12 protein-coding genes, 2 tRNA genes and 1 pseudogene are annotated in these 13,988 nt (G+C 66.4%); 5 read left to right on the top strand and 10 right to left on the bottom strand.

The window, feature by feature from the left end:
• Positions 1–13: 13 nt before the first annotated feature.
• The 3 genes from CG51_RS06395 to CG51_RS06385 are packed head-to-tail and all read left to right on the top strand — an operon-like array spanning position 14 to position 944.
• Positions 14–235, top strand: a complete 222-nt coding sequence (locus CG51_RS06395) for a hypothetical protein (protein WP_035743231.1) — start codon at positions 14–16, stop codon at positions 233–235.
• Positions 232–753 carry a hypothetical protein gene (locus CG51_RS19960; RefSeq protein ID WP_143412825.1) on the top strand — a complete coding sequence of 174 codons (522 nt, stop codon included), beginning with the start codon at positions 232–234 and terminating at the stop codon, positions 751–753. Before CG51_RS06395 ends, CG51_RS19960 begins: the two co-directional genes overlap by 4 nt.
• Entirely contained in the window at positions 750–944 is a 195-nt protein-coding gene (locus CG51_RS06385) for a hypothetical protein (RefSeq protein ID WP_035743227.1), read from the top strand. Before CG51_RS19960 ends, CG51_RS06385 begins: the two co-directional genes overlap by 4 nt.
• A gap of 259 nt (positions 945–1,203) precedes the next feature.
• Here the strand turns inward: CG51_RS06385 and CG51_RS06380 are convergent, their stop codons facing one another.
• The 6 genes from CG51_RS06380 to infA all read right to left on the bottom strand — a co-directional run bounded on the left by CG51_RS06380 (position 1,204) and on the right by infA (position 4,169).
• Positions 1,204–1,686, bottom strand: a complete 483-nt coding sequence (locus CG51_RS06380) for a thermonuclease family protein (RefSeq protein ID WP_051930140.1) — start codon at positions 1,684–1,686, stop codon at positions 1,204–1,206.
• Positions 1,687–1,978: 292 nt separating this feature from the next.
• Positions 1,979–2,054 (bottom strand) — tRNA-Phe (locus CG51_RS06375).
• 76 nt (positions 2,055–2,130) lie between these two features.
• Positions 2,131–2,322: a DNA gyrase inhibitor YacG gene (locus CG51_RS06370; RefSeq protein WP_035743225.1), complete on the bottom strand. Its 192-nt coding sequence runs from the start codon at positions 2,320–2,322 to the stop codon at positions 2,131–2,133.
• A gap of 10 nt (positions 2,323–2,332) precedes the next feature.
• Positions 2,333–3,379: a ribonuclease E/G gene (locus tag CG51_RS06365; protein ID WP_035743223.1), complete on the bottom strand. Its 1,047-nt coding sequence runs from the start codon at positions 3,377–3,379 to the stop codon at positions 2,333–2,335.
• Entirely contained in the window at positions 3,376–3,951 is a 576-nt protein-coding gene (locus CG51_RS06360) for a Maf family protein (RefSeq protein ID WP_035743221.1), read from the bottom strand. Before CG51_RS06360 ends, CG51_RS06365 begins: the two co-directional genes overlap by 4 nt.
• A complete protein-coding gene (gene infA / locus CG51_RS06355; RefSeq protein ID WP_035712727.1) occupies positions 3,951–4,169 on the bottom strand; it encodes a translation initiation factor IF-1 in 219 nt (72 codons plus the stop codon). Before infA ends, CG51_RS06360 begins: the two co-directional genes overlap by 1 nt.
• A gap of 277 nt (positions 4,170–4,446) precedes the next feature.
• On the opposite strand from infA, the gene CG51_RS06350 reads away from it, so the two are divergent.
• Positions 4,447–6,936: a GcvT family protein gene (locus CG51_RS06350; RefSeq protein ID WP_035743219.1), complete on the top strand. Its 2,490-nt coding sequence runs from the start codon at positions 4,447–4,449 to the stop codon at positions 6,934–6,936.
• A gap of 282 nt (positions 6,937–7,218) precedes the next feature.
• On the top strand, positions 7,219–8,460 hold the full coding sequence (locus CG51_RS06345; protein ID WP_051930138.1) for a TCR/Tet family MFS transporter: 1,242 nt from the start codon (positions 7,219–7,221) through the stop codon (positions 8,458–8,460).
• Between the two features lie 182 nt (positions 8,461–8,642).
• Here CG51_RS06345 and typA read toward each other — a convergent pair whose 3' ends face one another.
• The 4 genes and pseudogenes from typA to selA all read right to left on the bottom strand — a co-directional run bounded on the left by typA (position 8,643) and on the right by selA (position 13,981).
• Complete coding sequence (gene typA, locus CG51_RS06340) at positions 8,643–10,460, bottom strand: translational GTPase TypA (protein ID WP_035743296.1); 1,818 nt, start codon at positions 10,458–10,460, stop codon at positions 8,643–8,645.
• A 114-nt stretch (positions 10,461–10,574) separates the two neighbouring features.
• A tRNA-Sec gene (locus tag CG51_RS06335) sits at positions 10,575–10,670 on the bottom strand.
• A 144-nt stretch (positions 10,671–10,814) separates the two neighbouring features.
• Positions 10,815–12,611: pseudogene (gene selB / locus CG51_RS19460) on the bottom strand (selenocysteine-specific translation elongation factor); the annotation flags it as partial.
• Positions 12,608–13,981 (bottom strand): L-seryl-tRNA(Sec) selenium transferase, encoded by a 1,374-nt coding sequence (gene selA, locus CG51_RS06315; RefSeq protein ID WP_084695073.1) that lies wholly within the window; start codon positions 13,979–13,981, stop codon positions 12,608–12,610. The gene selA and the pseudogene selB, both read right to left, overlap by 4 nt.
• Positions 13,982–13,988: the final 7 nt, after the last annotated feature.

Here is a 13,988-nt window from a genome sequence, read left to right as displayed (position 1 = left end):
AAGGAGCCTGACCATGCGTAACCCCATTCCGGGCAACGGCCCCGGCTTGCCCGCTGCCGCCCTTCACGAAATCCACGACTGCCTCGCGCTGGCGCTGGACGCGACCGAAAGCCGCCATCCGCTGCCGCAGCCGATCCGGGAGGCCCGAAGCTACATGCGGACCGCGCTGCGTCACACGCGCAACCTGATGAATGGGGGCGGGATGGTGACGCACAGTGAGGAGGCCCGGTCATGAAGCGCCGCACCCTCGTTCACGTAGCCGTTGCCGCGCCGCTGGCAGGCTTCATCCATCGCCATACCTTCCCGGATGCGGAGGCCCGCCCGTTACCGTCCGAGGTGGACCCGCACCCCCAAGGCGGCGCTGCCGTGCCGCGCAAGGACACGCCTGTCATGCAGTGGTTTGCGCGGGGAGGGCCGGTTGCCCAGCCACAACGAGCTACCGGCGCTCTGGGCCGAGGCCCGCGCCTTGGTGTTCGGCACCGGCTGCATCGTTCACGCCCAAGCCGATCCACAGGAGGACAGGACATGATTACCGACAGCGACATTGCCTATATCGACAGGACCGAACGGGCCGTCAGCTTTGCCTACACCGCCTCCGGCCTCGTCACGGCGGCACGGCTGGCTCTGGAGAGCAATACGGGTGCCAGCGAAGGAGAGAGCGCCCAATGGGCTGTCGCCCTCACGCTGGAACTGGCGGAGGTATTCATGGGTGCCGTCATCGACGGTATGGAACTGGCCGGGATGAAGCCATGAGCGATGAAACCCCAGAGGAATTCCGACCAGAGTGCGCAGCGCTTGCCGGGCTGGATGCCGTCGAAAGGTTGATGCTGATGCACTCGCTTCGCCTGACAGTGGAAGCCAAAAGCAGGAGCTGGGAGACGCGCCGTCTCAACCAGTTCATGGCAGCCATCCAATCCTACCGCGCCACCAAGACGGTTCCGTAATTGCCCTGCCACAGACTGACGGCCTCGCCCAGCGCGGTGCTTTGTCCATTGTGGACAGCCCGTTAGGTTCCCCATGATATATGAGGAACCGAATTGATTCGATCTGTTTTTGCATGCGCGTTGGCGCTGGTTTTCGCCGTCGGCGTTTCCACCCCGGTATCCGCCCATGGCGGCGGGTGCAGGAAGTCATCCCCACCGGGCAAATGCTGCCACATGGACAAGAAGCGCGGCGAAGTGCACTGCCATTGAGGCAGAGAGCCTATCGTCTCAGTGCCTTGCGCCAATCCCAAGGCATCTGGAACTCACCGGCCCATATTCCGCGCTGGGCGCTGCGGGCTTCGCGCTCGTCGTCGTCATAGGCGCGGGAGTAACGGCGATAGGCAACGGCCCATCCGTTCGCGACCATCCAGCGGTTCACGTCTGTTCCCCGGACAGAGCAGGTGGCGACGATGCGGCCGTATTGGTCAACGTCCTTCTCGACGCAGGTGACAGGTGAGCGGTCGATGAGCCTGGCCAACGCATTCGCGGCCTCTGTCCCGCATCGCCATTCTTGCCCGGCTCGCTGGCACCGCTGCCGCCCCTCCGGGCTGTCGATGCCATGCAGTCGGATGCGCTGGCCGTGTATCTCGATTGTGTCGCCGTCGATGACGCTCGCCGTTCCCGTGATGGTGACAGTGCGGCGTTTGCAATGGGCGCGGCAAGAAGGGCGATGAGGGCAAGGGCGTATTTCATGCCGCCACATAGAGTGCAGGGTATTGCTCCCGCAAGCGGCGACGGAGGGGGGGGTAGTCCGGATTCCGGCTCGGGCACATGTTGCCGACCCGCCTCCCTCTCACGCGCAGATTTTTTCGTCCGGTTGAAATTGCGGACTGCGGACTTCGGGATAGCTATCCCGATGTCCGGGCACGGTCCGAAGTCTCACAGGGTAGCGAAACACATCGGCCAAGCGCGCGCCGAAAGGTGGTCTGAAGGGTGGACTGAAAAAATCATCCACTGCTTAAACCAATGATATTGTTGATATTTTTTGATCTTTATGGTGCCCAGAGCCGGAATCGAACCAGCGACACGCGGATTTTCAATCCGCTGCTCTACCAACTGAGCTATCTGGGCACCGTCCGGTGGGCTCGCCCGCCGGTGGAGCGGTGTTTAAGTGAGCCCGGAGAGACTGTCCAGAGGCAAATGCCGCTCAATGACGGATTTCTTTTGGGTCCGCCATTGACCGTGTGTCGAGGTCATCCTCGTCCGGGGCGTCCTCTTCGGTCGCCGGAATCGTGTAGGCGCCAGTCAGCCATTTTCCAAGGTCGATGTCGGCGCAACGGCGCGAACAGAAGGGGCGGTATTTCTCCACCGCCGGTTTTCCGCAGATCGGGCAGGGCATGGCAGCCTCCTCAGGCGAGGCCGGAAACCAGGGGCAGGCGCTCGCGTTTGCGTTGTAGTTCGAAATTGCCCAGCGGCGTCCATCCGGCAAGGCTGGTCTCTCCGCCCTCCGCGCGGAAGGCGGCGCGCAGAACCTGTTCGAGGGCGCTCCGGTCCTTCTTTGGCATGGGCGCGAAATCGACAATGATCTGTCCGCCAAGCCCCTTGAGCCGGAGCAGGCGCGGCAATTCACGGGCGGCGGCGATATTGGCCTTCAAGCCCGCGGCGGGGCTGGTGTCGCCCCCGGTATTCACGTCCACGGCCACGAGGGCGCGCGTCGGCTCCACATACAAGCTGCCGCTTCCCGAAAGAACGGCAGTCGGCAAGAGAGCATCTGCGATCTGTTCCTCCACCCCGAAGCGGACAAAGGCACCGACCGCATCGTCCACCTCGTCGGCGGGAGGATCGGACCAGTCCCGCCATGCGATGTCCCAGGCGCCTGCACCTTCCACCAAAAGCTCGGGGCCGCCGGTGGTATCGGCGATCACAGCTTCGGCGAGGCTGCGCATCGCGGCGATATCCTCGACGATCTCCGCCTCCTCCGCACGGGCGGCGGCGGTACGGAGCACGAGACCGAAATCCTCCGGCGCTCCGCCCATAGCCGTCTCCGCCATGGCTGTCAGCGCCTCGCGCACATCGGCATCATGGATGGCGCGGGAGACGTTGAGGCCGGGCGCGCCGGGGGTGACGATGGCAAGGCGGCTCTTGAACAGCAGGCGCGTACCCACAGGGACGGCTTTGCCCGGCTCTGCCCAGCCAGAGACCTGAACGATCAGACTCTGACCGGGGGAGAGACCGCCCGCCTGACGGAGAAACCCCTTCTGCCCATCGGGCAGGCGCAGGAAAACTCCGCCCTGGCCTTTCATCTGGCGATCGACGATGCCGCGGCAGATCGCGCCCGGTTGCGGGCCTGCATCTTCCGGCGGATCGACGAGGAAATCCTCAAGCCGTCCGTCGATGAGCAGGGCGGCGGCGGGCCGGCCCTGCCAATGGTCGAGCAGGATCACGCGTCCCTTCATGCCGCCTCCCGTAGCGAACAGCCCGCGGCGGTCAGAAGCTGCGCCGTTTCCGCCACGGGGAGGCCGACGACGCCGGTAAATGAACCTTGGATCCAAGGGATGAACGCGCCCGCGCGGCCTTGGATCGCATAGGCTCCGGCCTTGCCCTCCCACTCGCCACTGGCAAGATAACCGTTCAGTTCGATGTCCGAGAGCCGCTTCATCTGCACGGTCGTTTCCACGACCCGCTCCCACAGCCGTTCGCCTCGACGCACGGCGACAGCGGTGATGACCTTGTGCCTGCGCCCGGCAAGGGCGACCAGAAAGGCCGCCGCTTCCGCCGCATCGGCGGGCTTGCCAAGGATTCGCCGGCCCAGCGCCACAGTGGTATCCGCGCAGAGCACGACATCCTCCGGCGCGGCGGTCACGGCCATGACCTTTTCGCGCGCCATCCGGGCGCAGTAGGGCCGCGGCAGTTCGCGCGCACGAGGGGTCTCGTCGATGTCGGGGGGCAGGATCGCATCGGGGCGAAGCCCGAGCTGCGCCAGAAGTTCCTTCCGGCGCGGGCTGGCCGATCCGAGGATCAGGCGCATTACTTGAAGCGGTAGTTGATCCGGCCCTTGGACAGATCGTAGGGCGTCATCTCTACCTGAACGCGGTCGCCCGCAAGGACGCGGATCCGGTTCTTGCGCATCTTGCCTGCCGTATGCGCGATGATTTCATGGCCGTTTTCCAGCTCGACCCTAAACGTCGCATTCGGCAGGAGTTCCTTCACGACGCCGGGAAATTCGAGCAGTTCTTCCTTGGCCATGTTCACTCCAATGGGGATCGCCCGCACAAATCGCGGGCAGGGTTTAGATGCGCTCATTCGCGACGGATTTCAAGCCGGGAGTTGCGGCAAGGCGAAAAGAAACCGGCTTCCCACGGAAGCGGCGCATTTCGGGTCAGGATGCCGGGAGGATGCCGGCCGGTCAACAGCCCCGTGGCGGCGCAGTGTCGCTTTCCCACCGAGAAGCGTCGGGACGACGGCATCAGTCCGCGCGGCGGCATCGCATGGTGCCAGAATCTTCCCGCACAGGACGCGTATCATGAAGACCCATGTCAGAGCCCTTGTCGTCGGTGGTGGCGCCGTCGGCACAGCCATCACCTATCACCTCGCCCGCGCGGGATGGGACACAATGTTGCTGGAGCGGGATGAACTGACGTCCGGCTCAACCTGGCACGCGGCGGGGCTTCTGCCGCTTTTCAACATGGGCTACGCGACCAGCCATATCCACGACTACTCCGTCCGCTTCTACAAGACGCTGGAGGCGGAGACGGGCCTGAACCCCGGCTTCGCCATCGTCGGCAACCTGCGCATGGCGCAGACGGAGGCGCGGATGGATGAATACCGACTCTACTCTGCCACGGCGGAGGCGGTCGGTATCGAACACGTGTTCCTGACCCCGCAGCAGATCGCGGAGCGTTGGCCGCTGGTCCGTGCGGAGGATCTGAAAGGCGCGCTCTTCCACCCGACGGACGGCTACATCAATCCTGCCGATGTCACGCAGGCCATGGCGCGGGGCGCGCGGCTGCACGGCGCGACGATCGAGCGGCGCTGGCAGGTGGACGGCTATCGCTGGACGGGGCGGGAATGGGTGGTCACCGCCACGAAGATGGTGGAGCGGGGCGGGAACCTCATCCCCTCGGAGGAGCGGGTGGAGATCACCGCCGAACATGTGGTGACGGCGACCGGCAACCATGCGCAGCGTACGGCGCGGCTCCTCGGCATCAAGATCCCCGCGATTCCGGTTGAGCATCAGTATATCGTGACGGAGCCAGACCGCGCGCTGGTGGAGTGGCGGAAGGCGGGCAACCCGGAGCATCCCGTCCTGCGCGACGCGGATGCGAAATGGTATGTGCGGGAGGAACGCGGCGGCTGGATCCTCGGCCCCTATGAGCGGGGTGCCCCCGCGCGGTTCGCCTACGGTGTGCCGGAAAGCTTTCGGGCAGACCTGTTCCCGCTCGCCCTCGACCGGATCGAGGAGGAATACGCCGCCATGCTCCACCGTATTCCCTCGTCCGAGGCGGCGGGGCTGAAGGACGACTTCAACGGACCCATCTGCTACACGCCCGACGGCAACCCGCTGGTCGGTCCCGCGCCGGGCCTGCGCAACATGTGGCTGGCGGAGGGCTTCTCTTTCGGGATCACGGCGGCGGGCGGCACGGGCCATTACCTCGCCCAGATGATGACGGCGGGGGAGGCGGAGATCGATATGGCGAGCCTCGATCCGCGACGCTACGGCGATTGGATGACCACCGAGTATGCCGTCCGCAAGAACGAAGAATGCTATGAGCATGTCTTCGTCCTTCATCATCCCGATGAGGAACGGGAAGCTGCCCGTCCGCTGCGCACCGCCCCGGCCTATGACCGGCAGAAGGCGGCGGGTGCGCAGTTCGGTCAGGTCAACGGCTGGGAGCGGCCGAACTACTACGCGCCCCCCGGTTTCGACGATCATGCCGCGCGCAGTTTCCGTCGCGGAGGCTGGTGGCAGTATGCAAGAGCTGAGGCGGAGGCGATTCGCTCGGCCGCCGGGCTGATCGACGCGAGCGCCTTTGCAAAGCATCTGGTCCGTGGTCCCGGCGCGACAGCGTTTCTCGACTGGTTCACCACCAACCGCCTGCCGAAGGTGGGGCGGATCGGGCTGACCTACGCGCTCACCCCCACGGGCACCGTCCGGTCGGAATACACCATCGTGCGGCTTGCGGAGGATGCCTATTACCTCGTTTCTGCCGGGGCTTGGGCGGCGTATGACGGCGACTGGCTGCGCAAATGCGCCGAGGACAGGAGGGCGGAGTTCGGCTGGATCGACATTCACGATATCACGACGCAATGGGGTGTCTTCGCGCTGGCGGGGCCTGCATCGCGCGACATTCTCAAGACCCTGATCCGTGATGCGGAGCCGGAAACCGCGCTTTCTAACAAGAGGTTCCCGTGGCTTTCCATGCGAGAGGTGGAGCTGGGCATGTGCCCCGTCCGCGCGATCCGGGTGGCCTATACCGGAGAGCTTGGGTGGGAGCTTCACCATCCGATCGAGATGCAGACCTACCTCTGGGACAGGCTGATGGAGGCGGGCGAGCCGCACGGGATGAAGCTGGTCGGCGCCCGGGCCCAGAACTGGCTCCGGCAGGAGAAATCCTACCGCGCTTTCGGAACGGAACTCGGTCGCGACGCGACACCGCTTGAGGCCGGGGTGGAGCGTTTCGTCGATCTCTCCAAGCAGTTTCAGGGCAGGCAGGCGATGGAGGCAGCCCCTCTGCGTGCCACTTGCGTCACCCTTCTGATCGACCGGCCGGAGGATGCGGACCCTTGGGGGCGCGAGGCGCTCTGGCTGGACGGTAGGGTTGTGGGGCGACTCACCTCCGGCGGCTGGTCGGTGGCCTTCGGGAAATCCATCGGCATGGGATATGTGGAGCCGGCTCTCGCCACACCCGGTACCCGGCTGGAAGTACGGATGGGGGGCAGGCTCTGGCCCGCCGAAGTGACGCAGGACAGTCCCTACGACCCGACGAACGCACGTATCCGTGCCGACGGTTGATGGTGTGAGGCATTTCCGCTGGAGGTGACGGTTGCCGCCAGGCAGCGGTGAGCGACATCTGCCGGAGGGGCATGAAACCTGAAGGCGGGCGGATCATGCCTGCCTCGTGCCCCCGCCATATCCGCGAGCTGATGCCTTTCCCTTTGGAAGCGGCACCGGATGGTCACATTCCGCGCAAACGGGGCGCAATCGCCATGCTGGCATTTGCTTGTCCCTGCTCCCGCGCATAGAAGCCTGAGTGATCGGCCTTGGCCGAGTGGGTGAGGCAATTCGGGGACAGGCATGCCGTCGCGCCTTCCGGTCATGGTAATCTGCGTGACCATCCTGATCGATGCGATCGGGATCGGCTTGATCCTTCCCGTCACCCCCGCGCTTCTGCGGGAGGTAACGCACGAGGGGCTTGCCAATGCCGCGATCTGGGGCGGTGTGCTTGCCGCGCTCTTTGCGGTGATGCAGTTCCTGTTCGGCCCAGTGCTCGGCTCCCTGTCGGATCGCTACGGTCGGCGACCGGTGTTGCTGGTTTCACTGCTGGTGGTGGCGCTCGACTACATGCTGATGGCGCTGGCTCATACGCTGACGCTGCTCATCATCGGGCGGGCGATCGGGGGGCTGGCCTCCGCCACCCATGCGACGGCAGCGGCCTATATGGCCGATGTCTCCGCGCCGGAGAACAAGGCCCGGAACTTCGGCCTCATCAACGCGGCCTTTGGTCTGGGTTTCGTGCTCGGTCCGCTGGCCGGGGCAGGGCTGGCGGAGTTCGGCACACGCGCGCCCTTCTGGGCCGCGGCGGCGCTCGCGGCGCTCAATGCGGTGATCGGGTATTTCGTGTTGCCCGAGACGGTGACGGACCGCATCCGCCGCCCCTTCGACATCCGCCGCGCCAATCCGTTCGGAGCGTTCCGGGCCATCGGGCGACTGCCGGGCCTGCCGCGCTTCCTGATCGTCTATCTGCTCTACTGCATCGCGCTCTTTTCCTATCCCGCCGTCTGGCCCTTCTTTGGCGAGGCGCAGTTCGGCTGGAACAGCCGGATGGTGGGTATCTCTCTCGCCGTTTTCGGGGTCGGCATGGCGGTGGTGCAGGGCTTTCTGATCGCGCCGATGATCCGCCGTTTCGGGGACGGGCGGACCGTCGTCATCGGCATGTGCATAGACGTGGCCTCCTTCGTGGCGCTCGGTTTCATTACCAGCGGCACGCTGGCGCTGGCGCTGACGCCGCTGACCGCGCTCGGCGGCGTGGTGGGGCCGGCGCTGACCGCCGTGATGTCCCGCCGGGCCCGCGACGATCAGCAGGGGGAGCTACAGGGCGTTCTGGCCAGTCTCAACGCGCTCAACATGGTTATTTCACCGCTGGTGATGACGCAGGTCTTTGCGCATTTCACCTCCGGGCGGACATCCGTCCATCTGCCGGGCGCGCCCTTCCTGCTGGCGGCCGCGCTGATGGTGGTATGTGTCCTTCTGTTCACCACGCGGACGCGGTTGTTGCCGTCGGGGGACCGCGCCCGGCACGGTGGCAGAGAATCCTAGACTGGCGCTGGACAGAAGGAGGCAAATAATCGGGTCGCAAAGGGTGCTGGTCCGTCAGCCTTGAGCCGGCATCGGGCATATATCCGAACTGCCCGCGCTGATCCTTCCGGTCACTTGTGCCCCGGGCCGGCGCGATGGTCCAAATAGCAAAAAGCCCCGCAGAAGCGGGGCTTTTCTATCACTCACTCGCTTCGCGCTTGGCGCTTGCGCTCATGCGGATCGAGATAGCGTTTCCGCAGGCGGATGATCTTCGGCGTGACTTCAACCAGTTCGTCATCGTCGATATAGGCGATGGACTGTTCAAGGCTCATCGTCACCGGCGTGGTCAGACGCACCGCCTCATCCGTGCCGGAGGCCCGAACGTTGGTGAGTTTCTTGCCTTTCAGCGGGTTCACCTCAAGGTCATTGTCCCGGCTGTGTTCGCCGATGATCATGCCCTCGTAAACCGCTTCCTGCGCGCCGATGAACAGCTTGCCGCGCTCCTCCAGGTTCCAGAGTGCGTAGGCCACGGAGGTGCCGTTCTCCATGGAGATCAGCACGCCCTGACGGCGGCCCTGAATCGCGCCCTTGTAAGGAGCCCAGCTGTGGAAAATGCGGTTGAGAACCCCGGTGCCGCGCGTGTCGGTCAGGAATTCGCCCTGATAGCCGATCAGCCCGCGCGACGGCACGTGAGCCACGATCCGCGTCTTGCCGGCCCCTGCGGGACGCATCTCCACCAGATCACCCTTGCGGGTGCCGGTCAGCTTGTCGATCACCGCGCCGGTGTAGTCGTCATCGACGTCGATGATGACTTCCTCGATCGGCTCCAGCCGCTCGCCGCCTTCCTCGCGCAGGATGACGCGGGGGCGGGAGATGGAAAGCTCGAAGCCCTCACGGCGCATGTTCTCGATGAGCACGCCCATCTGAAGCTCGCCACGGCCGGATACCACGAAGCTCTCGCCGCCCGGCGTGTCCTCGACCTTGATCGCGACATTCTGCTCGGCTTCCTTCATCAGCCGCTCACGGATGACGCGGGACTGCACCTTGCTGCCGTCGCGGCCCGCAAGAGGGCTGTCGTTGATGCCGAAGGTGACCGAGATTGTCGGCGGGTCGATGGGCTGGGCGGGGAGTGCGGTTTCCACCTCCAGCGCGCAGAGCGTATCGGCCACCGTGGCCTTGGACATGCCCGCGATGGTGACGATGTCACCTGCTTCCGCGAGGTCGATCGGCTGTTGCGAAAGGCCCCGGAACGCTAGGATTTTGGAAACGCGGAACTGTTCGATCCGCTCGTTCGTGCGGGAGAGCGCCTTGATCGTATCGCCCGCCTTCAGTGTGCCGGACTCGACCCGGCCCGTCAGGATGCGCCCGATGAACGGGTCGGAACCCAGCGTGGTGGCCAACATGCGGAATGGCTCGTCCCGCCGCGCGACCTGTGCGGGCGCGGGCACATGCGCCACGATCAGGTCGAACAGCGCGGAGAGATCCTTGCGCGGCCCGTTCAGCCCCATGTCCGCCCAGCCAGCACGGCCGGAGGCATACATGGTGGGGAAGTCGAGCTGTTCGTCGGTCGCGTCCAGCGCGGCGAAAAGGTCGAACACCTCGTTATGCGCCCGGTCCGGTTCGGCGTCGGGTTTGTCCACCTTGTTCAGCACGACGATGGGTTTCAGCCCCAGCGCCAGCGCCTTGGAGGTGACGAATTTCGTCTGCGGCATCGGTCCTTCGGCTGCGTCCACCAGCAGCACGACACCGTCCACCATGTTCAGGATCCGCTCCACCTCGCCGCCGAAGTCGGCGTGGCCGGGCGTGTCCACGATGTTGATGCGGATGCCTTTCCATTCGACGCTCGTCGCCTTGGCGAGAATGGTGATCCCCCGCTCGCGTTCGATGTCGTTCGAGTCCATCGCCCGTTCAGCGACGGCCTGGTTCTCTCGGAAGGCCCCGGATTGTTTGAGAAGCTCGTCCACCAGCGTCGTCTTGCCGTGGTCAACGTGCGCGATGATCGCGATGTTGCGAAGGTCCATGTACATTTCCCGGAAATATCGCGGCGGCATTACCGCTTCCCTGTGGAAAACGCCAGCCCAAAGGACAGCCGCGGGAAATAACGTTGCGCGACGTGACGCTCAGGTCCGGTCGGATGGCGGAGGAGAATGGGAGTCGAACCCACCCGGGACAGGCTCGCTGCCCCAACCGGAGTTGAAGTCCGGCCGCCCCACCGGGGACGATGCTCCTCCGCGTTCCGGCGCCTGCGGCGGCGTGCCCGGCAGTCTGTCAGGCAGTCTGTCAGGCAGGGGCCCGAAAAGATCGAGCCTGTGCGGATTGATACGTCGCAGATCACCCCGCCGCAAGGTGACCCCGTGCCGGTCGAGGAAATCGAGTATCTGGATTGCGACCTTTCGGCCATTGTCCATCCGGTCGCGGAAGGCCGCTGCGATGAAACCGTCGGGTGACGCGGCACTCACATCCTGCGCAATGGCGACCATTTCGGCCACCGTCTCACGCGTGAAGAAGTGATCATGAGCTACCTGATCCACACGACCGGTCTTCTGGCCGAGCTTCAGGACGCGCCGCACTTCCCTCTCATCCAGTCCGAACTGCGCCGCAAGGTCGCGGACGCGGGGCGGGCGGAAGCGGGCAGGCCCCGTCAGTTCCGCCAGACACCGCTCCAGCAGCTCCGCATCCGCGGGGTCAAGCCGGATCTCATGGCCGGGAAGCCGCAGGAAAGCGCCGTCCTGCACGATACGCCCTGCCTCCGCCTCGTCCCGCAGAAAGGCAAGGAACGGCTCCTTCGGCAAACGGACGGGCAGGGCGAGGCGCAGCCGCTCGCGCCCCATGCCCTGCGCCTCCGGGTTCTCGGCGTGCCATGCGTCGAGCGTCGCGATCAGCCCGGTAACAAGCGCCTCCCGCCGCTCGCGGTGCATCAGGACACGCGTCTCGCCGCTGCCGATTGTCACGGCCTCCGTCTCCGCCGGCAGCAGGGCGCGGTCCCGAAAGAACGTCTCCGCCGCGACGAACCCCGGCTCGGTCAGCAGCATGGCCGCCAGTGGATCCGCCGCTTCCGCCGCCCGGATCAACGCCAGCCGCTCTGGCGTGCTCCGCCGCCGTTGCGGCGCGCGCGGGTCGAGAAGCCTGCCGCCGCCGATTGTCCGCCGCGCGGACACGTCCCGCAGGATGAAGCTGTCGCCCACCGTCGCCGCCACCGGCCGGTCGAGCACGATCTGGCACAGACCGGACGCTCCCGGCAGCAGGGGGCCATCGAGCGGGACGATACGCGCATCCGCCTCCGCCGCGCCGGAGTGGAAGCGGGCGGGGAACCATGTGCCGAGCGGCTTCGGCTCCTCCCCCAGCACGCGGATCCGGGCATCGATCCGCTGGGTCGGCGCGTGCAGGGCCGGGGCGATCAGCATGTCCCCCCGGTGGATCGCTTCGCGTGAGATGCCGTCGCCCGCGATGTTCACCGCGCACCGCTGGCCCGCGCGCCCCTCTGCCGCCGCGCGGTTCTGGGCATGGACACCCCGCACCCGCCCGGACAGGCCGGCGGGGCTGATCGTGACGGTATCGCCCGGCGCCACGCGGCCCGACAGGACGGTTCCCGTTACCACCGTTCCCGCGCCGGTCAGGGTGAAGCTCCGGTCCACCGTCATGCGGAACCGCCCCTCCGCCGCGCGCGTCTGCGTTTCCGCTTCGGCAAGGATGAGCGCGTGGCGCAACTCCTCCATCCCGCTGCCGGTCAGGGCCGATACGGCGAGGATCTGCGCGCCCGCCAGCCCGCTGGGTGCGAGCAGGGCGGTGATCTCCGCCCGTCGCGCGGCAAGCAGCGGCTCCTCCGCCAGGTCGCATTTGCTGATCGCCACGATGCCGCGCCGGATGCCCAGCAGGTCGAGGATCGCCAGATGCTCCCGCGTCTGCGGCATGATCCCGTCATCCGCGGCGATGACAAGCAGGGCCATGTCGATGCCCCCGGCACCCGCCACCATCGTATGAACGAACCGCTCATGTCCCGGCACATCGACGAATCCCGTGACGCCCGCGCCCAGATCGGCATAGGCGAAACCGAGGTCTATGGTGATGCCGCGGGCCTTCTCCTCCTTCAGCCGGTCGGTATCGACGCCGGTCAGAGCGCGGACGAGCGCGGTCTTGCCATGGTCGATATGACCCGCCGTGCCAACGATCATCGCAGACCCGCCATGGCGTCGGTCAGCGCGCCGTCATCCTCCAGACAGCGCAGATCGAGGATCAGCGCCCCGTCGGCGATCCGGCCCAGCACGGGCCGATCCAGCGCGCGGAGCGCCGCGGCCAGCCGTTCCGGCGCCTTGCCGTCCGGCCCGGTGAGCCGCAACCCGGCGGAGGCCAGCGTCTCGACGGGCAGGGCGCCGGAGCCGATCTGGCTCTCGCACCCCGTCACCGCCGCCTGAAACCCCTCGGGCAGAAAGGCCGCGACCTGCGGGCAGAGCCGCTCCGCCTGCGCCCGGATTTCCGCCTCGCCTCGCCGCAGGAGGCGCAGGGTCGGCAACCGCTCCACAGCGCGCGCGCTGTCGCTATAAAGCCGAAGGGTCGCCGCCAGCGCGGCAATGCGTATCTTGTCGAGCCGGAGTGCGCGTTTCAGCGGGTTGCGATTGATCCGCTCGATCAGATCGGCCCGCCCGACAATGAACCCCGCCTGCGGCCCGCCCAGCAGCTTGTCGCCCGAGAAGGTGACGATATCCGCGCCCTCCGCCACCGCCTCCCGCACGGTCGGTTCCGGCGGCAGGCCGAGCCGCGCCATGTCGATCAACGTGCCAGAGCCAAGGTCATTGACCAGCGGCATACCTGATCGCCGGGCCAGCGGGGCAAGCTCCGCTGCGGCGACGGAGGCGGTGAACCCTTCGATGCGGTAGTTCGAGGGATGCACCTTCAGCACAATGCCCGCAGCCTCGGTGATGGCGCGCTCGTAATCCCGCAGATGCGTGCGGTTGGTCGTGCCCACCTCGCGCAGCCGGACGCCCGCGCTTTCCATGATGTCCGGCATGCGGAAGGCCCCGCCGATCTCGATCAGCTCCCCGCGTGACACGATCGCCTCCCGCCCCGCACCCAGCGTGTTGAGCGTGATGAGCACGGCGGCGGCATTATTGTTGACGACGGTCGCATCTTCCGCCCCGGTCAGCTCACAGAGCATCTGTCGCAGATGCGCATCCCGCTCGCCCCGTCTGCCGGTGGAGAGGTCGAGTTCCAGCGCCGCGGGCGCCCGCATCGCCTCTGCCGCTGCCTGAACCGCTTCCTCCGCCAGCAGGGCACGGCCGAGATTGGTGTGCAGCACCGTCCCCGTCAGGTTCAGCACCGGGCGGAGCGCGCTCCGCCCCGCCGCGTGGAGCCGCTCGGCGAGCGTGTCCAGCAGCGCCTCCGCCGCAGGCACTTCTGCCCCGTGCAGGGCGGCCTCCCGCGCCTCACCCAGCAGGGCGCGCAGCGCGTCCGTCACCGGCTGCCGCCCGTGCTCCTTTTGCAAGGCGCGGCCGGTGGCGGTGGCCAACAGACGATCGACAGAGGGCAGGGCCCGCAGCCCGCGCATGTCCATG

The organism is Haematobacter missouriensis, assembly GCF_000740775.1.
Lineage (GTDB): Bacteria > Pseudomonadota > Alphaproteobacteria > Rhodobacterales > Rhodobacteraceae > Haematobacter > Haematobacter missouriensis.
This window is presented reverse-complemented; position numbering and strand designations above follow the sequence as displayed.

Coding starts and splice junctions, on each gene's coding strand:
- CG51_RS06350 (WP_035743219.1), top strand. CDS start 4,447: ATGAAGACCCATGTCAGAGCCCTTGTCGTCGGTGGTGGCGCCGTCGGC.
- CG51_RS06380 (WP_051930140.1), bottom strand. CDS start 1,686: ATGTGGCGGCATGAAATACGCCCTTGCCCTCATCGCCCTTCTTGCCGC.
- CG51_RS06360 (WP_035743221.1), bottom strand. CDS start 3,951: ATGCGCCTGATCCTCGGATCGGCCAGCCCGCGCCGGAAGGAACTTCTG.
- CG51_RS06370 (WP_035743225.1), bottom strand. CDS start 2,322: ATGCCCTGCCCGATCTGCGGAAAACCGGCGGTGGAGAAATACCGCCCC.
- CG51_RS06385 (WP_035743227.1), top strand. CDS start 750: ATGAGCGATGAAACCCCAGAGGAATTCCGACCAGAGTGCGCAGCGCTT.
- CG51_RS06345 (WP_051930138.1), top strand. CDS start 7,219: ATGCCGTCGCGCCTTCCGGTCATGGTAATCTGCGTGACCATCCTGATC.
- infA (WP_035712727.1), bottom strand. CDS start 4,169: ATGGCCAAGGAAGAACTGCTCGAATTTCCCGGCGTCGTGAAGGAACTC.
- selA (WP_084695073.1), bottom strand. CDS start 13,981: ATGCGCGGGCTGCGGGCCCTGCCCTCTGTCGATCGTCTGTTGGCCACC.
- CG51_RS06365 (WP_035743223.1), bottom strand. CDS start 3,379: ATGAAGGGACGCGTGATCCTGCTCGACCATTGGCAGGGCCGGCCCGCC.
- typA (WP_035743296.1), bottom strand. CDS start 10,460: ATGGACCTTCGCAACATCGCGATCATCGCGCACGTTGACCACGGCAAG.
- CG51_RS06395 (WP_035743231.1), top strand. CDS start 14: ATGCGTAACCCCATTCCGGGCAACGGCCCCGGCTTGCCCGCTGCCGCC.
- CG51_RS19960 (WP_143412825.1), top strand. CDS start 232: ATGAAGCGCCGCACCCTCGTTCACGTAGCCGTTGCCGCGCCGCTGGCA.